Source organism: Pseudomonas sp. D3-27 (assembly GCF_051132165.1).
Classification (GTDB): Bacteria; Pseudomonadota; Gammaproteobacteria; order Pseudomonadales; family Pseudomonadaceae; genus Aquipseudomonas.
Genome location: NZ_CP071667.1, coordinates 3,107,682 through 3,132,340 on the forward strand (window position 1 = coordinate 3,107,682; position 24,659 = coordinate 3,132,340).

The 24,659-nt window shown below is 63.1% G+C and carries 26 protein-coding genes; 11 read left to right on the top strand and 15 right to left on the bottom strand.

Translation table 11 applies throughout. The annotated features are described in order from the left end of the window. Positions 1-113: 113 nt before the first annotated feature. The 7 genes from gspF to gspG are packed head-to-tail and all read right to left on the bottom strand — an operon-like array spanning position 114 to position 8,260. Positions 114-1,325, bottom strand: a complete 1,212-nt coding sequence (gspF, locus tag J3P92_RS14085; protein ID WP_434647682.1) for a type II secretion system inner membrane protein GspF — start codon at positions 1,323-1,325, stop codon at positions 114-116. Further along, the gene (gene gspE, locus J3P92_RS14090) at positions 1,325-2,767 is read right to left on the bottom strand and encodes a type II secretion system ATPase GspE (RefSeq protein WP_434647685.1); all 1,443 of its coding nucleotides are present in this window, start codon (positions 2,765-2,767) and stop codon (positions 1,325-1,327) included. The genes gspF and gspE overlap by 1 nt, the downstream gene beginning before the upstream one ends. Next, complete coding sequence (gene gspD, locus J3P92_RS14095) at positions 2,764-5,136, bottom strand: type II secretion system secretin GspD (RefSeq protein WP_434647688.1); 2,373 nt, start codon at positions 5,134-5,136, stop codon at positions 2,764-2,766. The genes gspE and gspD overlap by 4 nt, the downstream gene beginning before the upstream one ends. After that, on the bottom strand, positions 5,133-5,687 hold the full coding sequence (gspM, locus tag J3P92_RS14100) for a type II secretion system protein GspM (RefSeq protein ID WP_434647691.1): 555 nt from the start codon (positions 5,685-5,687) through the stop codon (positions 5,133-5,135). Before gspM ends, gspD begins: the two co-directional genes overlap by 4 nt. After that, complete coding sequence (gspL, locus tag J3P92_RS14105) at positions 5,680-6,843, bottom strand: type II secretion system protein GspL (protein ID WP_434647694.1); 1,164 nt, start codon at positions 6,841-6,843, stop codon at positions 5,680-5,682. The genes gspM and gspL overlap by 8 nt, the downstream gene beginning before the upstream one ends. Next, positions 6,840-7,823: a type II secretion system minor pseudopilin GspK gene (gene gspK, locus J3P92_RS14110; RefSeq protein ID WP_434611588.1), complete on the bottom strand. Its 984-nt coding sequence runs from the start codon at positions 7,821-7,823 to the stop codon at positions 6,840-6,842. Before gspK ends, gspL begins: the two co-directional genes overlap by 4 nt. Continuing rightward, positions 7,811-8,260, bottom strand: a complete 450-nt coding sequence (gene gspG / locus J3P92_RS14115; protein ID WP_420763750.1) for a type II secretion system major pseudopilin GspG — start codon at positions 8,258-8,260, stop codon at positions 7,811-7,813. Before gspG ends, gspK begins: the two co-directional genes overlap by 13 nt. A gap of 173 nt (positions 8,261-8,433) precedes the next feature. On the opposite strand from gspG, the gene gspI reads away from it, so the two are divergent. Continuing rightward, complete coding sequence (gene gspI / locus J3P92_RS14120; protein WP_420763749.1) at positions 8,434-8,814, top strand: type II secretion system minor pseudopilin GspI; 381 nt, start codon at positions 8,434-8,436, stop codon at positions 8,812-8,814. 1 nt (position 8,815) lies between these two features. On the opposite strand, the gene J3P92_RS14125 is transcribed toward gspI, so the two are convergent. After that, the gene (locus tag J3P92_RS14125) at positions 8,816-9,244 is read right to left on the bottom strand and encodes a type II secretion system protein N (RefSeq protein ID WP_420763748.1); all 429 of its coding nucleotides are present in this window, start codon (positions 9,242-9,244) and stop codon (positions 8,816-8,818) included. 92 nt (positions 9,245-9,336) lie between these two features. Here J3P92_RS14125 and gspH point away from each other — a divergent pair, with 92 nt between their 5' ends. Both gspH and J3P92_RS14135 read left to right on the top strand, forming a co-directional pair. Continuing rightward, positions 9,337-9,795 (top strand): type II secretion system minor pseudopilin GspH, encoded by a 459-nt coding sequence (gene gspH, locus J3P92_RS14130; protein ID WP_434606007.1) that lies wholly within the window; start codon positions 9,337-9,339, stop codon positions 9,793-9,795. Next, the gene (locus tag J3P92_RS14135; RefSeq protein ID WP_434606009.1) at positions 9,795-10,406 is read left to right on the top strand and encodes a prepilin-type N-terminal cleavage/methylation domain-containing protein; all 612 of its coding nucleotides are present in this window, start codon (positions 9,795-9,797) and stop codon (positions 10,404-10,406) included. Before gspH ends, J3P92_RS14135 begins: the two co-directional genes overlap by 1 nt. A 22-nt stretch (positions 10,407-10,428) precedes the next feature. On the opposite strand, the gene J3P92_RS14140 is transcribed toward J3P92_RS14135, so the two are convergent. Genes J3P92_RS14140 through J3P92_RS14150 form a run of 3 tightly spaced genes read right to left on the bottom strand, consistent with a single transcriptional unit; the run spans position 10,429 to position 12,710 of the window. Then, entirely contained in the window at positions 10,429-11,385 is a 957-nt protein-coding gene (locus J3P92_RS14140; protein ID WP_434606011.1) for a FecR family protein, read from the bottom strand. Between the two features lie 54 nt (positions 11,386-11,439). Further along, the gene (locus tag J3P92_RS14145) at positions 11,440-11,985 is read right to left on the bottom strand and encodes an RNA polymerase sigma factor (RefSeq protein WP_420763744.1); all 546 of its coding nucleotides are present in this window, start codon (positions 11,983-11,985) and stop codon (positions 11,440-11,442) included. After that, entirely contained in the window at positions 11,982-12,710 is a 729-nt protein-coding gene (locus J3P92_RS14150; protein ID WP_434647698.1) for an STN domain-containing protein, read from the bottom strand. Before J3P92_RS14150 ends, J3P92_RS14145 begins: the two co-directional genes overlap by 4 nt. Before the next feature lie 160 nt (positions 12,711-12,870). Here J3P92_RS14150 and J3P92_RS14155 point away from each other — a divergent pair, with 160 nt between their 5' ends. Together J3P92_RS14155 and J3P92_RS14160 are read left to right on the top strand one after the other, a co-directional pair. Further along, the gene (locus J3P92_RS14155) at positions 12,871-13,179 is read left to right on the top strand and encodes a hypothetical protein (RefSeq protein WP_434559139.1); all 309 of its coding nucleotides are present in this window, start codon (positions 12,871-12,873) and stop codon (positions 13,177-13,179) included. Positions 13,180-13,421: 242 nt separating this feature from the next. After that, positions 13,422-13,670 (top strand): hypothetical protein, encoded by a 249-nt coding sequence (locus J3P92_RS14160; protein ID WP_434647700.1) that lies wholly within the window; start codon positions 13,422-13,424, stop codon positions 13,668-13,670. On the opposite strand, the gene J3P92_RS14165 is transcribed toward J3P92_RS14160, so the two are convergent. The 3 genes from J3P92_RS14165 to J3P92_RS14175 form a co-directional block, all read right to left on the bottom strand. After that, positions 13,671-14,048 (bottom strand): hypothetical protein, encoded by a 378-nt coding sequence (locus J3P92_RS14165; RefSeq protein WP_434647703.1) that lies wholly within the window; start codon positions 14,046-14,048, stop codon positions 13,671-13,673. It abuts the gene before it with no gap. A gap of 165 nt (positions 14,049-14,213) precedes the next feature. Beyond that, a complete protein-coding gene (locus tag J3P92_RS14170; RefSeq protein ID WP_434647705.1) occupies positions 14,214-14,555 on the bottom strand; it encodes a hypothetical protein in 342 nt (113 codons plus the stop codon). A gap of 218 nt (positions 14,556-14,773) precedes the next feature. Next, entirely contained in the window at positions 14,774-15,961 is a 1,188-nt protein-coding gene (locus J3P92_RS14175) for a XylR family transcriptional regulator (protein ID WP_420763739.1), read from the bottom strand. Positions 15,962-16,115: 154 nt separating this feature from the next. Between J3P92_RS14175 and xylA the strand changes: the two genes are divergently transcribed. The 6 genes from xylA (at position 16,116) to leuD (ending at position 23,623) form a co-directional block, all read left to right on the top strand. Next, positions 16,116-17,432, top strand: a complete 1,317-nt coding sequence (gene xylA, locus J3P92_RS14180; RefSeq protein ID WP_434647708.1) for a xylose isomerase — start codon at positions 16,116-16,118, stop codon at positions 17,430-17,432. Positions 17,433-17,579: 147 nt separating this feature from the next. Next, complete coding sequence (xylF, locus tag J3P92_RS14185) at positions 17,580-18,581, top strand: D-xylose ABC transporter substrate-binding protein (protein WP_434647711.1); 1,002 nt, start codon at positions 17,580-17,582, stop codon at positions 18,579-18,581. Positions 18,582-18,744: 163 nt separating this feature from the next. After that, complete coding sequence (xylG, locus tag J3P92_RS14190) at positions 18,745-20,301, top strand: D-xylose ABC transporter ATP-binding protein (protein ID WP_420763737.1); 1,557 nt, start codon at positions 18,745-18,747, stop codon at positions 20,299-20,301. Then, on the top strand, positions 20,302-21,438 hold the full coding sequence (locus J3P92_RS14195) for a sugar ABC transporter permease (RefSeq protein ID WP_420763736.1): 1,137 nt from the start codon (positions 20,302-20,304) through the stop codon (positions 21,436-21,438). 154 nt (positions 21,439-21,592) lie between these two features. Then, positions 21,593-23,014: a 3-isopropylmalate dehydratase large subunit gene (gene leuC, locus J3P92_RS14200; RefSeq protein ID WP_434647713.1), complete on the top strand. Its 1,422-nt coding sequence runs from the start codon at positions 21,593-21,595 to the stop codon at positions 23,012-23,014. A 3-nt stretch (positions 23,015-23,017) separates the two neighbouring features. Beyond that, complete coding sequence (leuD, locus tag J3P92_RS14205) at positions 23,018-23,623, top strand: 3-isopropylmalate dehydratase small subunit (protein ID WP_434647715.1); 606 nt, start codon at positions 23,018-23,020, stop codon at positions 23,621-23,623. A 65-nt stretch (positions 23,624-23,688) separates the two neighbouring features. Here the strand turns inward: leuD and J3P92_RS14210 are convergent, their stop codons facing one another. Then, complete coding sequence (locus tag J3P92_RS14210) at positions 23,689-24,606, bottom strand: LysR substrate-binding domain-containing protein (RefSeq protein WP_434647717.1); 918 nt, start codon at positions 24,604-24,606, stop codon at positions 23,689-23,691. Between the last annotated feature and the right edge of the window lie 53 nt (positions 24,607-24,659).

Below are 24,659 nucleotides of genomic sequence, written 5' to 3' on the forward strand. Positions count from 1 at the left end.
CGCAGCATGAGCGAAATTCCCATTGTATGCCCTGCCCCGTGCGCCGTAGCTTGGCGCGCCGTACATGTCGGACCGATGAACCCGAGTGGCGCTCTGGTGTGGGATGGTTGGGATCATTGCACCAGCTGATTGATCTCGATGATCGGCAGCAACACAGCCATGACGATGGTCAGCACGACGCCTCCCATGATCACAATCATCAGCGGCTCCAGGAGCGCCGTCATGCCCATGGCCCGCCGTTCGATGTCGCGGGACAGGGTTTGCGCGGCGCGTTCGAGCATGGGCGGCAAATTACCGGTTTTTTCGCCACTGGCGATCAGGTGGATCAGGATCGGCGGGAACACCTTGCCGACTCGCAGCGCATTGGCCAGGCCCACGCCTTCGCGTACCCGCAGCGTCGCATCAGCAACGCAATGAGCCAGGCGATCGTTGGCCAGCGTCTGCCCAGCGGCGTCCAGGGCGCGCAACAGCGGCACGCCGGCGCTGCCGAGAATCGCCAAGGTCGAGGCGAAACGCGCCGTGTTCACCCCGAGCACGAAGCGGCCGATCAGCGGAAGCCGCAACACCCGGCTATGCCAGGCCAGGCGTGCCTCGGCGTTACGCAAATAGCGGCGCCATCCCCACCAGCAACCGGCCAGCCCGGCGAAACAGGCCCAGCCCCAGGCGCGCAGGAAATCGCTGGCCTGCAGCATCACTCGGGTCAGGGTTGGCAGGTCCTGGCGCGCCTGGGAAAACGCGCTGACCACCTGCGGCACCACGAAACCCAGCAGGAAAATGACGATGACGATGGACACCACGCCCACCACCGCTGGGTAGATGAAGGCCGTGAGGATCTTGCCCCGCAGGTTGTTGCGCTCTTCGATGTAGTCGGCCAGGCGCTCCATCACCTGGGCGAGATCGCCAGACTCCTCCCCCGCTGCGATCATCGCCCGGTAGATCTCGGGAAAATCCCGTGGTCGCGCGGCCAGCGCATCGGCCAGGCGCATGCCGTTGCGCACATCGCCGCGCACCGCGCCGAGGGTGTCGGCGATGTGGCGTTTCTCGGCCTGGTCGACGGTGGCCGACAGGGCCGCTTCCAGGGGCAGACTGGCGCCCAACAGGCTCGCCAATTGACGGGTAGCCCAGGCCAGGTCGCTGTCCGACAATTTCGGGCTGAACAGGCCCGAGGCACCCGAGCTGCCGACTTGCAACTGCTCGTCGATGCGCAACGGCGTCAGCCCACGGCCACGCAGTTCAGCCATCGCACCGCGCTGGTTGTCGGCCTCCAGCACGCCTTGCTCGATTTTCCCCGAGGCATCGGCGGCCTCGAAACGGTAGCGGTTCATCAAGCGTCTCGGGTCACGCGCAGGATTTCCTCGCGGGCGGTGGAGCCACTGCTCACCCACCGTTCGCCGTCCTCGCGCATGCTTAACATGCCGGCCTGTCGCGCACAGGTGCGCAACGCCTGCTCGCCTTCACCCTGATGGATCAACCGCCGCACCTCGTCGTCCACCACGAAGAGTTCGTGGATGCCAGTACGGCCGCTGTAACCGGTGTGGTTGCAGCGCGGGCAGCCATGGGGACGCCATTGGCCCGGCGCGGCTTCGTCAGGTTGCTTGCACTCCGGACACAGGCGACGCACCAGGCGTTGCGCCAGGACGCCGAGCAATGACGACGCCAACAGGAACGGCTCGACCCCGATGTCGGTCAGCCGCGTCACCGCCGACACCGCGTCGTTGGTATGCAGGGTCGCCAGCACCAGGTGTCCGGTCAGCGAAGCCTGGACCGCGATCTGCGCAGTCTCCTGGTCGCGGATTTCACCGATCATGATGACGTCCGGATCCTGGCGCAGGATCGCGCGCAAGGCCAGGCCGAAGCTCATGTCGATCCGGGTATTGACCTGGATCTGGCTGATGCCCGGCAGGTCATATTCCACAGGGTCCTCAACGGTGAGGATATTGCTGGTGCTGGCATCCAGACGGGCCAAGGCGGCATAAAGCGTGGTGGTCTTGCCGCTGCCGGTGGGGCCGGTGACCAGCACGATGCCGTGGGGTTGGCGGATCAATTGATCCAGTTGGCTCAGCACCGCGGGCGCCATGCCCAGGGTTTCCAATTGCAGGCGCCCGGCCTGTTTGTCCAGCAGGCGCATCACCACCCGCTCGCCGTGGCCGGTGGGCACGGTGGACACCCGCACATCAATGGGCCGTCCGGCAACACGCAGGGCGATGCGGCCGTCCTGGGGCAAGCGCTTTTCGGCGATGTCCAACTGCGCCATGATCTTGATCCGCGACACCAGCGCCGCGTGCAGGGCCTTGCGCGGCGCGACCACATCGCGCAGGGCTCCGTCGACGCGATAACGCACCACGGAATGGCTTTCAAACGGTTCGATATGAATATCGCTGGCCTCATCCCGCGCGGCCTGGGTCAGCAATGCGTTGATCATGCGGATGACCGGCGCGCCACCCTCACTGTCCAGCAAGTCGGTGACTTCCGGGATGTCCTGCATCAGGCGATCAAGGTCGACTTCGTTTTCCGCCGCGCCGACGATCGCCGCGGCGCTGCCGGTGTCGGCATAAGCGCTGGTCAACAGCGCTTCGAGCTCTTCGTCGCGTATCCGTTGCAACGCAGTGGGGCCATAACGCCGGCGTACCTCGTTGATGGCCCAGCCCGGCGTCGCGGCACTGACCAGCAACACGTTGCCCTCCTCACCTGCCTTGAGGAGGAGCCGCTGGGCCTTGGCCCATGCATAGGGCAACGCGCCCGCACCGGTTTGCAGAGAGGGGCTCATGGCTGCTTGTCCGGTTCCAGCGGCACGGCGCGCATCGCTCGGGGTGGCTGATTGAGCGGTATCGGCTGGCGTGGCGGCGGATTGAGCGGCATCGCCTGGGCGGCCGGCGGCAACTGCGGCGCCTGCATATCCGTGAGCGGCCATTTGTGCGCTGGCTGCAGATTGCCTTGGGCACGACGAATAAAATCGTAGCGATTGAGGGTAATGCTGCGGCCGACGTTACTGTCGCGAATGATGTAGGGACGCAGGAAGACCATCAGGTTGGTCTTGGTCCGCGAACGACTGTCGCTGCGAAACAGCGCGCCAATGCCCGGGATGCTGCCCAGCCCCGGAATCGCGTCGCTGCTTTCGGTAAAACCGTCTTGCAGCAGGCCGCCCAACACCATGATCTGTCCGTCGTCGAGCAGGATGCTGGTGTCGATGGCGCGCTTGTTGGTCACCGTGCCGGCGTCGCTGGAGGCGCGCGGGTCCACGCTGCTGACTTCCTGGTAGATGTCCAGTTTGACCGTGCCACCCTCGGAAATCTGCGGGCGTACATTCAGGCGCAGCCCCACTTCCTCCCGCTCGATTGTCTGGAACGGGTTGTTGCTGTTGCCGCCGCCGTTGGTCACGTAGTTGCCGGTGACGAAGGGGATGGTCTGGCCCACGAAAATGCTCGCCGCTTCGTTGTCCAGCGTCAGCAGGTTGGGCGTGGACAACACATTGGTTCCGCCCTTGCTTTTCAGGGCGCGGGCCAACACTTTCAGATCCAGCACCTGGCCGATGCCGGGAATATTCACCGTGCCCGAGACCTTGCCAATGCTCAAGCCACCGGGCAACGCATCAATGCTGTTCTTGGCCGAGGTATTGATGCCGGCACCGCCCAGGTTGGCGCCACCGATCCAGCCGTTGCCCGCCAGGTTGCCGGCTTGCCACTGAATGCCGAACGCACTCGCATCGTCTTCGCTGACCTCGACGATCAGGCTTTCGATCACCACCTGGGCGCGGCGCTGGTCGAGCAGATCGATGACTTCACGCAGGTTTCGATACAGCGGGTCGGGCGCGGAAATCAGCAACGTGTTGGTGGTGGTATCTGCCTGCACGGTGACGCCGTTGGCGGAAAACGCCACTGCGCCTTCGCCTGCCTGATGGCTGCCCTGGCCGCTCGACATTTGCAAGCCTGCATTCTGCCCATTGTTGGTTTGCGAACTGCTGCCGGTAGTACTCGACGAATGGCTGCCGTTGCTGGTCGTACTACTGCCCGCCGGGCCACCCAGGCCGCCGCCGTTCAACAGGTTCCGTGCGCTGTCGGTGGACGCACCGGCCATTTCCCCTTCACCCGTGAGCAAGCCGCGCAGGGCTTGCGCCAGCTTGTTGGCCTGGGCGTTGCGCAGGTACACCACGTGGAGATTGCTCGGGTTGTTCTGGGCATTGTCGAGCTTGTAGATCAGTTGCCTGGCCAGCTCGGTGCGTTCGGGGCTGCCGGTGCGCAGGATGATGCTGTTGGATCGAGGGTCGCCGATCACCGACACCTTTTGCGTCGCGTCGGCGCCCTGCACGTCGAGCAACTCGGACACCATCGTCGCAATGTCGACGGCAATGCCGTTCTGCACGGGGACTACGTCGGTGTCGATGGCGCCGGGTATATCGATGTTGGCGATGATCTGCGCCACCCGATTGAGGTTTTCCGCATAGTCGGTGACCACCACCGTGTTATTGCCGGGATAAGCATTGATGGGGTTGTTGGCCGATACGATGGGCCGCAGTGCCGGAATCAGGTTGACTGCGTTTTCGTATTGCAAGCGAAAGGTCCGGGTGATCATGCCGTTGCCCGCCGCGCGATCGGCGTCCCCCACCGGCCCGCCCAACAACTTGGCGTCGGCTTCCGGGACCACCTGGCTGACGCCTTCCACTTCGACCACAGCAAAGCCCTGCATGCGCAGGGCCGCGAGCAGCATGTCATAGGCCGTGCGGGCCGGCACTTCGCCTTCGGACACCAGCGTCAGTTGGCCTTTGACACGTGGGTCCACCAGGAACTGGCGACCGGTGGCGCGTGACAGCGCACGCACCACCGCGGGTATATCCGCCTCGACGAAATTCAGCTGCACCGGTTGGTTGCCCAGTCCGTTGCCGGTCGGGCCGGCAATGTCGGCGGGCGAGCGAAGACTTGAGCGCGACGAGGCCTTGCGCGTGACCTGGCGTCGCTGCTCTGCCTGTGTCTGCACGCGCTGGCGCTCCACCAACGCGTCACCACTGCCGGTCTGTGCCAGCGGCTGGCCCAGCTCACTTTGAGCGGGAATGGGCTGCGCCTGCTCGCTGCCCAATTGACTACAGGCACTGAGCAACAGCGCCAAGGGAATTGTTGACGCATACGTACCAAACCGCTTCATGAGGATTCCTTAGCGCCGGGCGCCTGTTCCATGCCAACGACCCCGGAAATCCGCGCGGCCGTCTCAGTGCCTTGCGAGGTTGCCCGTTGCAAATGAGCGTCGCGCACCTGCAGGCCGAGCCTGGGTGCGTCGTCCAGTAACCAGTTCAACAAGGCATCGGCGGGCGCGTCGTCGACGGTCAGCCGCCAGGTCACGGCGCCGGCCTCGACGCGGTGCTCCAGGTCGTAGGCGCCGGCCAGGCCGACGCCATCCAAACGCGCTTTCACAAGCTGTGGCGTGATCGCGCCGGGCACCACGCCAGCGTCCTGAACCTCGGCCATCACCCCCTCCAGGGCTGCCGCCTGGGAACGCAGGCGCGGCAGTTCGGCTTGCCAATGGTCGATGCGTTGCAGTGGCGGCTGGATCAGGCCGTACCACAGCACCACCACGGGCAACACCAGCGCGGCGATCCGCAGGGTGCGTTTATCCCGGGCGCTGCTACGTTGCCAGAACTGCTGAGCGCTGGCTCGCTGCGCCTGCCAGCGGGCGCGGTAACGGGCAAGGCTATTCATCCGCGCCTCCCGCAACGGGCGCTGCCGCGGCGTGCGCTGGCAAACGCTTCAGCGTCCATCGCCCATTGGCGAGATCGGCCACGATGCCCGCTTGCGCCAGGCTGGTTTGCCAGTTGCTATCGGCGGGTGGCTTGCGGGCAGGCGTGCGGGGGGTCAGGTGCAATTCGCTGCCATCGAAGTCGAGTTTGTCGACCGCGCCCGCCATGAACGGCAACTGCCCAGCCGCCTGCTGCACCAGGGCAGCGAAGCTGACCGGACCCTCGGCCAACGCGCCATTGCGCCGGGCATCGCGTTGCTGGCGAGCCTGCTGCAAGGGATTGAGAATTACCGGCAGTTCAGGAAAAGCCTGCTGGACCCGGCTGCTCATCTGCCCCTTGATTGCCTGGCCCTCGCCGGCCAACCGCATCGCGTACAGGTGGAGGCCCAGGGTCCAGATCAACGCCGCCATCGCGCAACAGCCGACCGCGCGGCCCCAGCGCTGATTGCCCCGGACGCTTTGTTCGATCCCGCTCAGTAAGTTCCACGCCGGGACGGGACCGATCCAGCGTTGCTCGTCCGGCCATGGATCGACGGATTGCGCACCTTCGCCGATCCAACGCACCGTCCTTTCGCGCAACTGTTCGGCGCCTTCTTGCATCATCGGATGCACCCATGCGCGTTGGCGATCCTCACGGACCAGCAAATGACCTTCCACGCTTGCCGCCGTGCACGTGCCCGGCTCAGCCAGCGGCAGAAAACAAGGCGCCGCGTACACGCCACGCGGTTGCAACCTGAGCCCCTGCAACAGTTGCGAAAGACCCGACAGCGCCGCGCGCTCGAACCAGGCCAGTTGAACCTGGCCGCCCGCATCACGAGGCCCGTGCACCAGGTGCAAGGTATCGTCGCTGCCCAGCAGGAGGTTGTCTGCCGCACAGCGCACGGCATCGCCAAGGCGCGCCGGTGGCAGTGGCGGCAACTCGACGCAGGCGAGCAACGTGTCTTGAGGATGCAAGCAGAGTTCCAGGGCTTTGCCTTGGGCCGCGCCGCTCAGCTCCCGCAGGGGTCGCCGCCCCTGCTCGACCAGCGCACCCTTGCGATCGAGCCAGGCGAAGTCCAACGGGCTGTCGGCGGTCAACTGTGCCAACGGCGCCAGCGCTATGCGCAGCAAGGTGCTCATGCGCCCACCCGCGACCAGACCACCTGGGGCCTGCGCTGCTCGCTGCGATAAAACAACGCTTCGACACCGAAGCGGCGTTGTTCGACCGTGGCCCGTCCCCGCAATAGAAACCACTCGCTGGTAATGCCCAGGCGCAGCTGCTCGGTGCTCATCTGCGGCACGCGCAAGCGGTTGAGGAAATCCCCGCTGTTGATGAACCACTGGCCACGGTCACGCTCGGCAATCACCGCCTGTGCCTGGGCCACGCTCATACCGGGCACTCGTGCGGCCAAGACCTGGGCCGTGGTGGTATTGCCGTTCACCCAAGTGAGCGCCGGCAGCACCGTGACATAGGGGCGCAGGCGCTCAAGGGCAGCGAGGTCGATCCCGGGCAGGCCGGCCAGGTCATCGAGACCGCGCAACATCGGCCGGGTGGCGGGCAGCGGCTGGCTTTCGGCGTCCGGCGATGTCAGGCGACCGCTATCGAACCCGGGTGCCGCGCTGGAGACTGGCGGCGGTGGACGCAGGCGCTTGGGGTAGGCCTCTACCACGCGTTGGACGATACGGTTGCCCTGGGCCACGGGCACGCCCAGCTCGGCGCACAGGCGTTCGAATACGGCGACTTCCAGTGTGTCGAGTTGGCCGTCGAGGATCAGGTTGCGCAGGTTGAACTTGCTTTGCTCATCGCTGATATGGCCGTCGAACACCCCGCTTTCAGTGCCCAGGCGCACCCCACGCAAGGGCTGCGCCCACGCCTGGTCCAAACGCGTCATGGGCTCGCGCAGGCGTTGCTGCCAGAGCGCCTGGCGGGTCCATTCCAATACGCCATTGGACAGCCAGGCGCCCCGCACCCGCTGGCTTTCGCTTTCCACGCCGCGAGTCACCTGGACCTGTCGGGCGATCATGCCGGCGGCGATCACCGCGACCACGGTCGCCACCAGCAAGGCGCTGATCACCGCCATGCCACGCTGGGCTGAGCGATTCACGACTAGAGCTGCCAGGAGCCGATATCAGCGTTGACACCTTCGCCGTCGGGCTGCCCATCGGCGCCGAGGGAAAACACATCGACCTCACCGTTGGTGCCCGGGTTGAGGTAGTTGTAGGCGCGGCCCCAAGGGTCCTTGGGCAGCCGTTCCAGATACGCGCGCCAATTGCCGCTGGTGGCGTTGGCGGGTTTTTCCGCCAGGGCCTTGAGCCCTTCATTCATGGTCGGGTAGCGACCCTGGTCGAGACGGAACAGCTTGAGTGCCTGCATCAGGCCCGCAACATCCTGGCGGGCCGCCGTGGCCCTGGCCTGGTCCGGGCGGTCAAGCACCTTCGGCACGACCATGGCGGCAAGAATGCCGAGAATGACCACCACGACCATGATCTCGATCAGGGTAAAACCTCGCTGCCGGCGAGGGCCATGTGTGGGACGGCCAGACGATGCGACACCCATCTCGACACTCCTTGGCTGGCGCCGCATTCTGGCGCTGGTTGAGGTTTCCATTCGCTGCGGATTGTTCCAGCGGCATATGTCACTGGTATAAAAAATCCTCAGGAGCTTTGGTCAGCAATCCGTCAAACGCGGCCATTAGGCTGAAGCACATTTCCCCGACGATGCTCATTGCCATGACCCGACAGGTACCCCGGCAACGCGGCTTTACCCTGATCGAAGTATTGGTGGCGCTGCTGATCGTGGCGGTGGCGATGTCAGCGGCCGTTCGCGCCAGTGCACAGATGAGCCAGAGCAACGCGCTGTTGCGGGATCGCTCGATGGCGCTGTTGGCGGCCCAGAACAGCCTGGCAGAAGTGCGTCTGCGCGGGACCACAGATAAGGGCAGCGCCATGCAACGCTGTGATCAAGGACGCTTGAAACTCAGCTGCGAGCAGCAGGTAACCCGCAGTGGCGACCTGCTGAGAGTGAAAGTGCTGGTGCATGAACGTGAACATGACGGACCGCCGCTGGCGCGCCTGGAAACGCTGCTCAGCCGCCCTGTCACCCCGCCATGAATCAGCGCAACGACGGCAGCGCCACCGGCACCGGCAAACGAGCCATCGACAGGCGAGACTCAACGCCGGCCCGCTCGATGACCACGGCATCAGCCTCGATTCCTCTCAGGCGCACGCCTTCGCCCAATGGCTCACCCGCACGAAAAGCCCGCGGCGGCGAGTCCTCGATGCTGAGAATCGCCACCGCGCCATGGGGTCCGGCCAGTAGGCCGCTGAGCTTGATCTCCAGGTTGTGCGGGGAACTGGCGAACCATTGCGCCGCGGCTTGGCCAGTGGCTGCCAAGGGCGGCAAGGGTTCGCTATTGGCCTGGGCTTGCACGGGCGCCGAATCGTTGAGCAAGAAGCCCCAGGTGACAAGCCCCGCCACGCTGGCCAACACGGCGACAGCCTGGACCAGCGTGGCCGGATCAAGGCGATGGAAATGGCGCATGAGCGAATCCTCCGTGACGTCCAGTGCTTCAGGCTACCAGCGCTTTCTCACGGTTTTATTGCAAATTCACCCCAGCGAAAGGCGTAGAGACCATGAATGAATGGCGACACCGACAACGCGGCTTCACGCTGATCGAATTGATGGTCGTGCTGGTGATCATCGGCATCGCCAGCGCCGCCATCAGCTTGAATATCCACGCCGACGCTGCCAGTGGCCTGCGCGAAGATGCCAAGCGCCTGGCCTTGCTGCTGGAAACCGCCCAGGCCGAAGCGCGCAGCGACGGTCGTCGCATCGCCTGGGTCGCGGACAGCCAGGGCTACCGTTTCGTGCGGCTGGACGCTGTCGGCGTGCAGGACCGGGAGTTCATCAACGACCCGCAACTGCGCCCCAGGCACTGGAGCGCGGGACCGGTGCAGGTGCGCATCCACCCAGGCAAAACACTGGTGCTCGATGCCGAATGGATTGCCGCGCCCCTGCACGTCATTCTGTCCAGCGACCAGACCAGCGTATCGGTGAGGCGCACCGCGGCTGGCCGCATCGAGGTGCATTGATGGTCCGGCAAAACGGCTTCACGCTGATTGAAGTGATGGTCGCCATCCTGCTGATGACAATTGTCAGCCTGATCGCCTGGCGCGGGCTCGACGGTGTGACCCGCGCCGACGCCCACTTGCAGGACAGCGCCGAACAGCACGCGCAACTGATGCGCGCACTCAACCAACTGCAGCGTGACTTCGCCCTGCGCGCCACCACTGAACTGGCCGAACCGCCTCCACCCGACGAACCCTCGGCCAGCCGCCCCCCGGTGCCCGCTGCGATCAGTATTCGCAGCAGCGACAGCGACCCTTTGCAGTTGGAATTGATACGTGCCGCGGCGGACCAGGACGGCAAGATGCAACGGGTGAGGTGGTGGATTGAAAGCGGCACGCTTTTCCGTGCCTCGGGCGTCGCGCGGTCACGCTATCCCCTACCGGCGCCCAAGGAGCGTGTCGCGGTGTTGAGTGAGCTTGAGCGCGTTGATGTGCGGGTATGGCGCACCGACCGGGGCTGGAGCCATCTGACTGGCAGCAAGGAGGAAAATCCGGCGGGTGTGGAAATCAGCTTCAGCCGCCGCACGGCATACGGCACCGAGCGCTACCGCCAGGTGCTGGCACCGCTTCAATAGCAGCCCACTGGAATGAAAACGCCTAGCTGACCAGCACGACACCGCCCGGTAGCTCGGTAATGGTCGCGCCGTAGGCATCGCGAATCAGTACGGCGACATTCGCCAGTTGCGCCAGGCTGAAGCGCGCCTGAACCTTGCGCCGCCCGAGCTCAGCGTTCATCAGTACGATCATGCCGGGACGGTAGCGGTTGATCTCATCGATCACGCTCGCCAAGGGGGCATCGTTGAACACCAGCAACTGTTGACGCCAAGCCATGACTTGCTGGGTATCGAAGGGGGTGGGTTGGCCTTGTCGCTGCGCGGTATAGGTCAATTGTCGGCCCTGCTCCAAGCTCACGCGCCGCCCCTGATGCTTCAGTTGCAAGCGGCCCTCCAGGCACGTTACGCACACGCTACCCTCGGTGGCCCGCACATTGAACCGCGCCCCATCGGCGAACAACTCGCCATTGCCGGCAAGCACACGCAACGCCGTGCTGGCCTGGATTTCCAGTTCACCGCTCAGTACTTCGATGGCGGCGTCACCAGGGGCCTCGCTGCGCTGGCTGATGCGCGTCTGGGTATTGAGCTCAAGCACCACGCCCTGGGTCAGGTCGACGCGGCGTTGCTCGCCGACACCTGTATGAAAATCCGCGCCCACGGGCCAGCCGTCCAGCAGCGACGGGCGCGCGACCAGCACCGCAACCGACGCGGCAATCGCGCCGCCGAGAAACGCTCGGCGCCCGAAACGCCGCGGGTGGTTGACGACCTTTGCCGCCTGCTCCTGCTGGAGCTTTTGCTCGGCGGGCGCCATGGCCTGCCACAACTGGCGGGCCAGGAAAAAGGCCCGGGCGTGCTCGGAACTTTGCGCACTCCAGCGCCGAAAAGCCTCGGCGTCGGCGTGGGTGGCGTGCCCTGAAGTCAAGCGCACCAGCCAATGGAACGCTTCTTCCCGGAGCTGGTTAGCCGTGGCAGTGGCCGATTCAGATGCGCTTATAGACATGTTTTTCAAACGTGAAATGACTCAAGAAGGTATGCGCGACAAGCGCCTTATCACCTAAGACTGTTTTCCCGCGCCGGGACCGAACCGCTGAATCACTTTTCTTTCCAGGCGATCGGCACAGTATTGCAGCGCAGCCTTGAGTTCCTTCTCAACCATCCGGGTGGAGATGCCGAATCGCTGGGCGATCTCCTGATGCGGTGTTTGCTCCATGCGCGACGCCATCAATATTTGCCGGCGCCGGGGCGCAAGCTCGGTCAGCGCCTGCATCAGCGCGCGAATTTCAATCTGGCCACCGACGATCACCGCCGGGTCCTGATGTTCGTCGGCGGTTTGCATCAGTTCCTCGATTTCAGTGCCGGTGAGCAAGCGTGCATCCTGCGCACGACGGTCAGCCGCGATGTTCAGGGCCATGCGGAACAGGTAGGCGCCAGGCTTCTGCACGTCCACCGGCTGTTCCATGCGGTCTACCCGAAGATAGGTTTCGTGCAGTACGTCGTTGGCCAGGTCATCGGAGCCCAGACGCCGACGCAAGCGTGCGCGAAACACATCATAGGAAGCCAGGAACACCTTGAGCATGGTGCTCTGCTCCTTTTCCTTCATGGCTCTACCGCTCCTTCCCATGGGTTGCATTCCGTGCCTGCCGAAGCGGCGCCTGGCACCACCAGCACCGTCACCGGCTGCGGCAACGAGGACGGCGGAACCCGGCCGATGTCCAATGTGCCCAGCCCCTCGATAATCGCCGCATCGCGCCGGGCGTCACCGGTGGAGGCCAGCAAGCGACTGCGCCGCACCTCGCCCGATGCCCCCACCCACAGCTGTAACGCTGCTCGATAATGGCCCGGGCGAGTCACCATTGACCGGCAAAGCGCCTGCTCCAACGCGACCTGCAATGCACGGGCAAAATTGCCCTCGCGCACTGTAGGACCACCGTTGCGCGAAGACGCATCGGCGCGGAGGGTCAGCTTTGCCTCTTTCACGGTGAAAGCGTCTGCGCCGGTGTAGAGCGCCGCCAAGCCGCTACCGGCCAGCAGTTGCTCCAACGCCTGGCGGGCATTCAAGCGTCCGTGCACCGCGGTCGACCGTCGCCCATGTGCCAGTTGACGGTCCACCAGGATCGCCATCCCGCTGGCCCTGCTGTACAGCTCCAGGGCAACGGTCATTTCCTGGGCGGGTATCGCAAACTCGACAAAACGCGCCAGCCGATCGTCCACCTCGACAGGCGCAGGCGTGGCAGACCACGCGTCGCGTTGCGGCATCAATGCATGGAGCAACAAGAACAGTACCGTGGGCGCGAGGCAGCACCTGCTCAGCGCTTCTCTTGACATAGACATCTTCCGGCCCGAACGGCGTGTCGACGCCCTGCGTTGGCGCATCATGAGACGTGTACATGTCGTTTGTGTGACGAGCGCTGCAAAAAAAACATCGCCATACCTCGCTCCAATACGAGGTAGATTCAGGCTTCTACCGTTAGAAAGGAGCTCCGCCATGGACTGTCGTGTATTCGCGCTGCTGCTTGCTGCCCTTCCCTTGTGGGCCCAAGCCGCCGAGCCGGCGAATGAGGGATGCATCAATGTCGAGGTGAACGGGTACAAGGCGCTGTCCTACGAATGCCTGAGCGAACAGATGGCCAACCCGAAGGGTACGCCGGCAGCGCGCAAGAACCAGGAAGCGTTGAACGTGCCGATAGAGCAGCGAGCGCCGAACAGGCTGGGTCTGTACAACCAGTCGGCCACGCGGATTCGCATGGGCAATACCTTCGGCCACTCGGCGTTGCCGCAACGCCCACCGCAGTGACCTGGATGCTTAATCCAACGACCGCATACCCGGTGTGTTTGCCTCCCTGGTCGAATCGATCAACCAGGCCCTGAACGCCTCGACCTTTTTCGAGTGGGCTGTCTCGACGGGTGTCACCAGATAGAACTGGAATGAGGCCAATCTAGGCAGCAGCCATTTTGATGCGAAGGACACCAGGGTACTCACCGTCCGCGCACTGTTGTGGACCGAATCCAACAAGGTTTCGTGCAATGACGCAACTCATGGAATGCCGAACGAACGCCTGGAAAATAGGCGCGACCGTCATCGGTCAACGCCAGGCCATCCTTGAGCCGCAAGAACAAGCGCACCCCCAATACCCTGCGTATCTGTTCTCGGTGCTCAAATGGCTGCCGTTTTTCGCCATCGGTATCAATGATTGGCCGGCGCTGGCGTCGTATATGGCTCGGATCGAGACGCGACCCAGCGTCATGGCCGCGATCGAAGCCGAGGCGAACGCCGGCCGAGGCTGATCATTGGGCCACGAACGGATAATGCTCGATCCGACAAGGATGCTCGTTGCCGTCGCCCTTGCAGATGCCGTCCAGGTAGCGGTATCTGATCCGAATCGCCTGGCCTTTTGCGGGCCATTTTCGCCGCGCAAGCGTTGACTGATAGTCAGCGGTTTCCGGGATGAAGCTGATCACTGCGCCGACTTCTGGGCATTCCACCTTGGGAGAGGCCGGGCTGGTTTTCAGAACCTGGGCCCGGAGACCAGGTGATGGCCGCTTCACCACCTCAGTGACCCGTAATTGCATATCGCAGATCTGCCACGTCGCGGCGTGCACCGGGACGCACAAGGCTGAGAGCATCAGGATGAATGGCACGGCATGGGCAGGGGGCAGGTTCATTTCGATCCTTTGTAGGCGGCGACGTCGCGTACGGCATCCTCTCACACCCACGTACGCAAGGCTCTCCAAACAAAAAAAGCCCCGCGACCGAATACGGTGCGGGGCAAAGGGAATTGGTTGGTTGCGGCCAACCAAAGGAGCACGGGTAAAACGTCTACGGGCCGGTCAGATGCATTCCTGGGCGGCGCGTTCAAAATTCGAAGGCAAGAGATTGGAGGCCAGCAGATGCCGGTCGTAAATGAACACCTTCCCACCGTTGCCAGCCTTGTAGGCTTCGAGCACGTTGTCCGCCGCAATTTTGCTCGGCACGACGATGCGGTAGCTGCGCTGGGTCTGCGAGACCGTCGGGTTCAGGGCGCTGCCCTGCAGCTTCGGTACGACGCATTCGGCGTATTCGGCCGGTGTCTTGCTGGTCTGCAAGGTCAGGGTCGGATCGTTCGGAGCCGAAGCGCAACCTGCTAGCAACAAAGGGGAAAACGCCAGGGCAAGGAGAGATAAAGGGCGCATGATTGAAGTCCTGCAGTGGTGGGCTGCGTGTTCGATGGCGCTGATTTTCCAATGATTGCCGACAAAGCAGAACTTGCATTTCGTAATGGTCACTATTACTGATGGCAATAGTTGAAAGCCCCAGAAGGGACCTCGCAAAAGCGCTCGGCCAAGATGAAACCGACGGACCTCCCCCGACGCAGCTGACCGTCGATTAACGCCTCACCAAGGAGCCCGGACTACTCGCTCACCACGCTCGCGCCCTGCTGATACTCCCGAGGCGTACAACCGAACTCGCGACGAAACACCGTGTGCAGGTATTGCGCCGACTTGAAGCCGCAATTGCGGGCGATGTCGGCGATCGCCGAGTCGGTGTTTTCCAAGCCGTTGGCCGCCGCGGCCAATTTGAAGCGCAGGATTTCGTCATGAACGCTGCAACCTCGCTCCTTGCGAAAATGCGCTTCCAGGGATGAGCGCGAGACACCGACATACGCCGCCACTTGCGCGGTCTTGATGCCCTGGCATGCGTACTGGCGGATGAACAACAGCGCTTGCATCACATAAGGATTGCCCAGCGGCTGGTGCAAACTGGATGTCTGCACATTGATCGCATCCGGCGGGATCAGCACCTGCGTGCCTGTGGACGGCATGCCATGCAGCATCTGGTGGAGCAGCCGCGCGGCGGTCCGACCCATCGTTTCGGTGCCCTGCACCACGGAGCTCAGCGGCACCCGAGTCAGGCTGCGGGTCAGTGGATCGTTGTCGATGCCGATCAACGCCACCTGCTCCGGAACAGCGATGCCGGCGGTCAGGCAAGCCTGCAACAGCTGGCGGGCTCGCGCATCGCTGACGGCGATGATGCCGATGGGTTTGGGCAGGCTTTGCAGCCAGGCGATCTGCTGTTCGACGGCGCTGTCCCAGAGCGGCGCGCTGGTGCCCATGCCGCGATAGACCTCGGCGTGCAGACCATCGCGCAGCATCAACCGGCGAAAGGCTTTCTCCCGTTCCTGGGCCCAGCGATTGGCTTGGGACTCCGGCAGGCTGAAACAGGCGAATCGCGTCAGTCCGGCTTCGATCAGATGTTCGTAAGCCAATTTGATCAGCCCATGGTTGTCCGTGGCGACATAGGGAATGCCCTTGGGATAGGCGCGCTCGTCCTGGTACGAGCCGCCCACCGCCACCACGGGCATCTTGATCCCGGCCAGCGCCTCGCCGATCAGCGGGTCGTCGAAGTCGGCGATGATCCCGTCGCCCTGCCAACGCTCGATCCCTTTCAACCTGCATAGGAAATCTTCCTCGAGAAACAGATCCCAGGACGCGCGGGTACTGCTCAGGTAGTTACCGATGCCGCTGATGATGCCTCGGTCGTAGATCTTGCTGCCGTTGAACAAAAGGGCGATGCGGTGGACGGGCGGGACGATTTTCATTGTAAGAACCCTAGGCCGGTGGACAGAGACTAGGCGCGCGGACGGCGAATCTCAATACTCAAAATCGAACTGTCCTTTGATGATTTTCATAATCAGCGGCGCCAGGGGCGGCGTTAGTATCAGGTCACCGCCAAGAATAAAAAGGAAACCGTCCATGTCGTACTTCCCCGATGTTCAGCCGATCCGCTATGAGGGCCCGGGCAGCGACTCGCCGCTCGCTTTCCGGCACTACGATGCCGACAAACTGATCCTCGGCAAACCCATGCGCGAGCACCTGCGCATGGCGGTCTGCTATTGGCACACCTTTGTCTGGCCGGGGTCCGATGTGTTCGGTGCGGGAACCTTCAAACGCCCATGGCAGCACGCAGGGGACCCGATGGAAGTGGCCATCGGCAAGGCCGAGGCGGCGTTCGAGTTTTTCTCCAAGCTGGGCATCGACTACTACTGCTTCCACGACACCGATGTCGCGCCGGAAGGCCAATCGTTGAAGGAATACCGCAACCACTTCGCGCAAATGGTCGATCACCTCGAGCGTCACCAGGAACAGACCGGCATCAAGCTGCTCTGGGGCACCGCCAACTGCTTCAGCAACCCGCGTTTTGCCGCCGGCGCAGCCAGCAACCCTGACCCGCAAGTCTTCGCCTGCGCCGCCGCCCAGGTGTTCAGCGCCATGAATGCCACCCAGCGCCTCAAGGGCTCCAACTACGTGTTGTGGGGCGGCCGCGAAGGTTACGAAACCCTGCTCAATACCGATCTGGCCCGCGAACGCGAGCAACTGGGCCGGTTCATGCGCATGGTGGTCGAGCATAAATACAAGATCGGCTTCAAGGGCGACCTGCTGATCGAGCCCAAGCCCCAGGAGCCGACCAAGCACCAGTACGATTACGACAGCGCCACGGTGTTCGGCTTTCTGCAGCAGTTCGGCCTGGAAAAAGAGATCAAGGTCAACATCGAGGCCAACCATGCGACCCTGGCCGGGCACAGTTTCCATCATGAAATCGCCACGGCGGTCTCCCTGGGGATCTTCGGCAGCATCGACGCCAACCGGGGCGATCCGCAGAACGGCTGGGACACCGATCAGTTCCCCAACAGTGTCGAAGAAATGACCCTGGCTACCTACGAGATCCTGAAGGCCGGAGGCTTCGGCAACGGCGGTTTCAACTTCGATTCCAAGGTACGCCGCCAGAGCTTGGACGACGTCGACTTGTTCCACGGCCATGTCGCGGCCATGGACGTGCTCGCCCTTTCGTTGGAACGCGCAGCCGCCATGGTGCAGGACGATCAGTTGCAGAAATTCAAGGACCAGCGCTACGCCGGCTGGCAGCAGCCGTTCGGCAAGGCGCTGCTCGCGGGGGACTACAGCCTCGAATCCCTGGCCGAGCATGCATTCACCAACGAGCTGAATCCGCAGGCGGTCAGCGGTCGGCAGGAAATGCTCGAAAACGTCGTCAACCGGTTCATCTACTCCTGACGGCGGGCGACTTTGCGGGCGCGGGGAGGCTGTTACATTCGCGCGACAAATCTGTGCCCGCAACGCCGCGCAACGCTCTACAGTTCTACCGGCATCACGTTCTCGTCAGGCAGTGTCTTTCAAAAAACAATAAAAGGACGCACCACCATGAAAACATTCAAACGTACCCTGCTCGCCGGCGCCCTCGCCCTGCTATCGCTCCCGGCCATGGCCGACGCCACCCACCCCAAGATCGGTTTCTCCATCGATGACCTGCGTCTGGAACGCTGGTCCCGCGATAGAGACTACTTCGTCGCGGCGGCAGAAAAACTCGACGCCAAGGTTTATGTCCAGTCCGCCGATGCCAACGAGCAGAAGCAGATTTCCCAGATCGAAAACCTGATTTCCCGTGGCGTCGATGTCATCGTGATCGTGCCGTTCAACGCCACTGTGCTGACCAACGCCGTCGCCGAAGCCAAGAAGGCCGGGATCAAGGTAGTGTCCTATGACCGGCTGATCCTCAACGCCGATATCGACGCTTACATTTCCTTCGATAACGAAAAGGTCGGCGAGATGCAGGCCGGCGGCGTGTTGAAGGCAGCGCCCAAGGGCAACTACTTCCTACTCGGCGGCGCGCCTACCGACAACAACGCCAAAATCCTGCGTGAAGGCCAGATGAAGGTGCTGCAACCGGCCATCGACAAGGGCGACATCAAGATTGTCGGCCAGCAATGGGTGAAGGAATGGAACCCCACAGAAGCCCTGAGCATCGTCGAAAACGCCCTGACCCGGAACAACAACAAAATCGACGGCATCGTCGCCTCCAACGACGCCACCGCTGGCGGCGCCATCCAGGCCCTGGCCGCGCAAAAGCTGGCCGGCAAGGTGCCGATCTCCGGCCAGGACGCCGACCTGGCGGCGGTCAAGCGAGTGATCGACGGCACCCAGGCCATGACGGTCTACAAGCCCTTAAAGCTGATCGCCTCCGAAGCCGCCAAGCTTTCGGTACAACTGGCGCGCAACGAAAAACCCACCTACAGCTCGCAGTACGACAATGGCAACAAGAAAGTCGACACCATCCTGCTCACGCCTACCGCGCTGACCAAGGACAACATCGACCTGCTGGAAAAGGACGGGTTCTACACCAAGGCGCAGATCGCGGGGCAGTGACCCGGGAGCAGCTCTTTGGATAGCAAAAATCCTTGTGGGAGCGAGCCTGCTCGCGATGGCGGCGGCACAGTGAATGCAGATGCAAGCTGACCTACCGCTTCGCGAGCAGGCTCGCTCCCACAGGTTTTATGTTGTGTGAGCCCCTTTCTTACGAGCCCTCGCCATGTCTGAATACCTGCTGCAAATGAACGGCATCGTCAAGACCTTCGGCGGTGTCAAGGCCCTGAACGGCATCGACATCAAGGTCAGGCCGGGTGAATGCGTCGGCCTGTGCGGCGAGAACGGCGCCGGCAAATCCACCTTGATGAAAGTCCTATCGGCGGTCTATCCCTACGGCACCTGGGAGGGTGAGATTCTCTGGGACGGCCAGCCGCTGAAGGCGCAATCGATCAGCGAAACCGAAGCTGCCGGCATCGTCATCATTCACCAGGAACTGACCCTGGTGCCCGACCTGTCGGTGGCCGAAAACATCTTCATGGGCCACGAGCTGACCTTGCCCGGCGGACGCATGAATTACCCCGCGATGATCCACCGCGCCGAAGCCCTGATGCGTGAACTCAAGGTGCCGGACATGAACGTCTCGCTGCCGGTTTCGCAGTACGGCGGTGGCTACCAGCAATTGGTCGAGATCGCCAAGGCCCTGAACAAACAGGCGCGCCTGCTGATCCTCGACGAGCCTTCCTCGGCCCTGACCCGCTCGGAAATCGAAGTGCTGCTGGACATCATCCGCGACCTCAAGGCCAAGGGCGTGGCGTGCGTCTACATCTCCCACAAGCTCGATGAAGTGGCCGCCGTGTGCGACACCATCGCGGTGATACGCGATGGCAAACACATCGCCACCACTGCCATGGCCGACATGGATATTCCCAAGATCATCACGCAAATGGTCGGGCGGGAGATGAGTAACCTCTACCCCACCGAACCCCACGCTATCGGCGAGGTGATTTTCGAGGCACGCCATGTGACCTGCTACGACGTCGACAACCCCAGGCGCAAACGCGTCGACGACATTTCGTTCGTGCTCAAGCGCGGCGAAATCCTTGGCATCGCCGGGTTGGTGGGTGCGGGTCGCACGGAGCTGGTGTCGGCGTTGTTCGGCGCTTACCCCGGTCGTCACGAAGGCGAAGTCTGGCTGGACGGCCAGCGCATTGACAGCAGCACGCCCCTCAAGTCGATCCGGGCGGGCCTGTGCATGGTCCCTGAAGATCGCAAGCGCCAGGGCATCATCCCGGACCTGGGCGTCGGCCAGAACATCACCCTGGCGGTCCTGGAAAACTTCTCGAAGATGACCCGCATCGACGCCGAGGCCGAGCTGGGCAGCATCGACCGGGAAATCTCGCGCATGCACCTCAAGACCGCGAGCCCGTTCCTGCCGATCACCAGCCTTTCCGGTGGCAACCAGCAGAAAGCTGTGCTGGCGAAGATGCTCCTGACCAAGCCTCGGGTATTGATTCTCGACGAACCCACCCGGGGCGTGGACGTCGGCGCCAAGTACGAGATCTACAAGCTGATGGGCGCGCTGGCGGCCGAAGGCGTGTCGATCATCATGGTGTCCTCGGAACTTGCCGAAGTGCTGGGTGTGTCGGACCGCGTGCTGGTGATCGGCGAGGGGCAACTGCGCGGCGATTTCATCAACCAGCAATTGACCCAGGAACAGGTGCTTGCCGCCGCGCTCAGCCATCCCGAAAGCAATAACAACAATGATCGGAAGTCCGCGTAGATGAACCAAGTCAAACAAGTGTTCACCCGCTACAAAATGCTCGCCCTGGTGATTGCCGTGGCGGTCATCTGGTTGTTCTTCAGCTGGCAGACCGAGGGCGGGTTCCTGACTCCGCGCAACCTCTCCAACCTGCTGCGGCAGATGTCCATCACCGGCATCCTGGCTTGCGGCATGGTGCTGGTGATCATCAGTGGCGAGATCGATTTGTCGGTGGGCTCGTTGCTCGGTTTATTGGGAGGTCTGGCGGCGATACTCGATGTGGTCTATCACATCCCGCTGCTGGCGAACCTGAGCCTGGTCGCCCTGTGTGGGCTGATGATCGGCCTGGCCAACGGCTACATGACCGCCTACCTGCGCATCCCCTCCTTCATCGTCGGCCTGGGTGGCATGCTGGCGTTTCGCGGAATCCTGCTGGGCATCACTGGCGGCACCACCATCGCGCCGGTATCGCCGGAGCTGGTTTACGTCGGCCAGGGTTACCTGCCCCACGCAGTCGGCACGGGCCTGGGCGTGTTGTTGTTCGCGCTGACGCTTTTCCTGACCTGGAAACAGCGCCGCAACCGCGCGCTGCATGGCCTCGCGGCCCATTCCCTGACGCGGGACGTGGCGCGGGTGGTGTTGATCGGCGCCGTGCTGGCCGGGTTCGTCTATACGCTCAACAGCTACGACGGGATCCCGGTTCCGGTGCTGCTGCTGTTGGTTCTGCTGGGGGTGTTCAGCTACGTGACCAGCCAAACCGTATTCGGCAGGCGCGTCTATTCCGTGGGAAGTAACATGGAGGCCACGCGCCTGTCTGGCATCAATGTACAGGCAGTGAAGCTCTGGATCTTCGGCATCATGGGCGTGATGTGCGCCCTCGCCGGCATGGTCAACACCGCGCGCCTTGCCGCCGGCTCGCCCTCGGCGGGCAACATGGGCGAACTGGACGCTATCGCCGCCTGCTTTATCGGCGGCACATCCATGCGCGGTGGCTCGGGCACGGTCTACGGCGCGCTGCTGGGCGCGCTGGTCATCACCAGCCTGGACAACGGCATGTCCATGCTCGACGTCGACAGCTATTGGCAGATGATCGTCAAGGGCAGCATTTTGGTCCTAGCCGTGTGGGTGGATGTCAGCACCCGCACCGCCCGACGCTGACCCATACCGATTCGGGGCAACCATGGATGGCCGCCCCACTCCCCGTCGTGATTGATCACAATCCGTGTGCAACGCCTTCACCGCTGGGCTCTTGATGCGACGCCGGCAGCCAATATGCTGTGGGCAGACCCGCCAAAAATGAAGAAGCGCCTGCATGAACAGCCCCCGAACGCTCTATCAAAAGCACATCGACAGCCATACCGTTTGCCCGTTGGACGATCAGGGCCACGTGCTGTTGTACATCGACCGCCAGGTCGCCAACGAATACACCAGCCCGCAAGCCTTCAGCGGCCTTCGTGAAAACGGCCGCAGCGTCTGGCGGCCGAGCGCGACGCTGGCGGTGGTCGATCACGTCAACCCGACGGCGCCCCAGCGCATCGCAGCCATGCCGGATGCCGGCGGCGCCCGGCAGGTCTCGTACTTCGCAGAAAACTGCCGGGACTTCGGCATCGAACTGTTCGACGTGCTGGACAAACGCCAGGGCATCGAGCACGTCGTTGCCCCCGAGCAAGGCTTCATCCTGCCGGGCATGGTGGTGGCCGCGGGCGACAGCCACACCACGACATACGGTGCGTTGGGGGCCTTTGGTTTTGGCATCGGCACGTCTGAAATCGAACACCTGCTGGCTACGCAAACGCTGGTCTACAAGCGCCTGAAAACCTTGCGCGTCACGGTCAACGGCACGCTTGGGGCAGGTGTCACCGCCAAGGACATCATCATGGCGCTGATCGAAAGGATCGGCGCCTCGGGCGCCACCGGTTATGCGATCGAATTCACCGGCCCGGCAATCACCGCCCTTAGCGTCGAAGCCCGCATGACCATCTGCAACATGGCCGTGGAAGCCGGCGCCCGGGGCGCGTTCATGGCGCCGGATGACAAGGTTTTTGCCTATCTGCAAAGCAAGCCCCGCGCTCCCAGGGGCGAGCTGTGGAAACGGGCCGTGACCAAATGGCGAGCCCTGCACAGCGATGAAGGCGCGGTGTTCGACCGGGAAGTGACGCTCGATGTCGACGCGTTGGAACCCATGGTCACCTGGGGCACCAGCCCTGACCAGGCTGCACCGATCGGAAGCCAGGTACCCGACCCTGCGACAGAACCCGACCTGATCCTGCGCCAAGGCCTGCAGCGTGCCCTCAACTACATGGGTCTGACGCCAGGCATGCCGCTCGCCGACGTGGTCATCAACCATGCTTTCATCGGCTCGTGCACCAACGCGCGGATTGAAGACTTGCGCGATGCGGCGCGTGTCGTACAGGGCAAGCACGTTGCCGCCCATGTGCGCGCGATGATCGTGCCCGGCTCGACCATGGTGCGCGAACAGGCCGAAGAAGAAGGCCTGGCGGCAATATTTCGCGAAGCCGGTTTCGAATGGCGCCAATCCGGCTGTTCGATGTGCCTGGCGATGAACGATGACGTGCTCGCCCCTGGGGATCGCTGCGCCTCCAGTACCAATCGCAACTTCGAAGGACGCCAGGGCGCCGGCGCGCGCACCCACTTGATGAGCCCGGCCATGGTGGCCGCCGCCGCGATTGCTGGTCATTTGACCGATGTTCGTTCACTGCTGCCGGAGGCCTGAAGCATGCAACCCTTCAATACTGTAACTGGCACCGCCGCCCCGCTGCTGGCCGCCAACATCGACACCGACGTGATCATGCCCAAGCAGTTCCTCAAGGGCATCGACCGCAACGGGCTGGACCGTGGCCTGTTCTTCGACTTGAAGTGGCTGGGCAACGGCGATCCCAATCCTGAATTCGTGCTCAACAAACCGGGCTGGCGCGGCGCAACGTTCCTGGTGGTGGGGAAAAACTTCGGATGTGGCTCAAGCCGCGAACATGCGGTGTGGGGTTTGAAGCAAGTGGGCATCCGGGCGTTGATCGGCAGCAGCTTCGCCGGGATCTTCTATGACAATTGCCAGCGTAACGGGGTGTTGGTCATTCAATTGCCCGAAGCGCAACTCAAGAGACTCGCGCAGACGATCAGCCGCGCCGAAACCGCCAACATCAGCGTTAACCTGCCGGCGCAACAGATCAGATTGGCGGACGGTGAGGTAATTACTTTCCAGATCGACGAGCTGCGCAAGCAATCCTTGCTGCTCGGCCTGGATGCCATTGGCACGACCCTTCAACGTGCGGACCAGATACGCCGCTTCGAAAGCCGGCACCTGGCGGAAAATCCCTGGCTGTAGCGTAACGTCCAACCACTGAGGAAGACTCTGGGAGCGAGCCGGCTCGCGAAAGCGGTGCTGCTCTTCTACCCAGCCGACAAGTCCCGAAAACACGTCTCAAGAAATTCAACGCAAACCCGCAGCTTCGCCGACTGACTGAGCCGGGTCGGATACACCGCCCAGACGTTGGCGCTTTGCGAATACGCCGGCAGCACCTGAACCAACCGCCCCTGTTCAAGCAGGGGCCCGGCGTCCCACATCGAGCGCAGCAGGATCCCGCCGCCACTCAACGCCCACTCCAGGACAATCTCGCCGCTGTTGGAGGACAACGGGCCGCCGACACGCACTGTCTCCTGCACCCCATCCTTGCTCAAGGTCCAGATGCCGAAGGCGTTGTCGCGCTCCTTGAGCACCAGGCAATCATGGTCCTTGAGGTCATCGAGCGAACGCGGTGTGCCCCGTCGTTCCAGGTACCCGGGGGCTGCGCAGAGCACGCGCCGATTGCTCACCAGCTTGCGGCCCAGGTGCTGCCCTGGCAGGTCATCACCGACGCGGATCTCAAGGTCGAACCCCTCGCCAACGATATCGACGACGCGGTCGAACACATCCAGCCGGATGTCGAGGCCAGGATACGTCTGCGACAGCTTGCCGATTGCCGGCGCGACATGGTTGCGGCCAAAACCAAAGCTGCTGCAGATATGCAACGAGCCGGTGGGCTGATGGCGAGCCCGGGCGATCTCACCGACGAACTCATCGAAATCCCCCAGCAGCTTTTCGGCCCACACCCGCACGCGCTCGCCGTCGTCGGTCAATGCGATGCGCCGGGTCGTGCGATGCAGCAGTCGGGTAGCGAGCGTCGACTCCAATACCGAGATGCGCTTGCTGATATAGGCCGGTGAATAGCCCAATGCCTCGGCCGCGCTGGCAAAGCGATTCTTTCGGACGACAGTCAGAAAGACCTTCAGGTCCTCCGGCAAGGGGAATTGATCACGGGTTGTGTTCATCGGCTCTACCGCAGCGCTATTCTTCGCAATTTCGCGAAGAATAGCACTGAAGC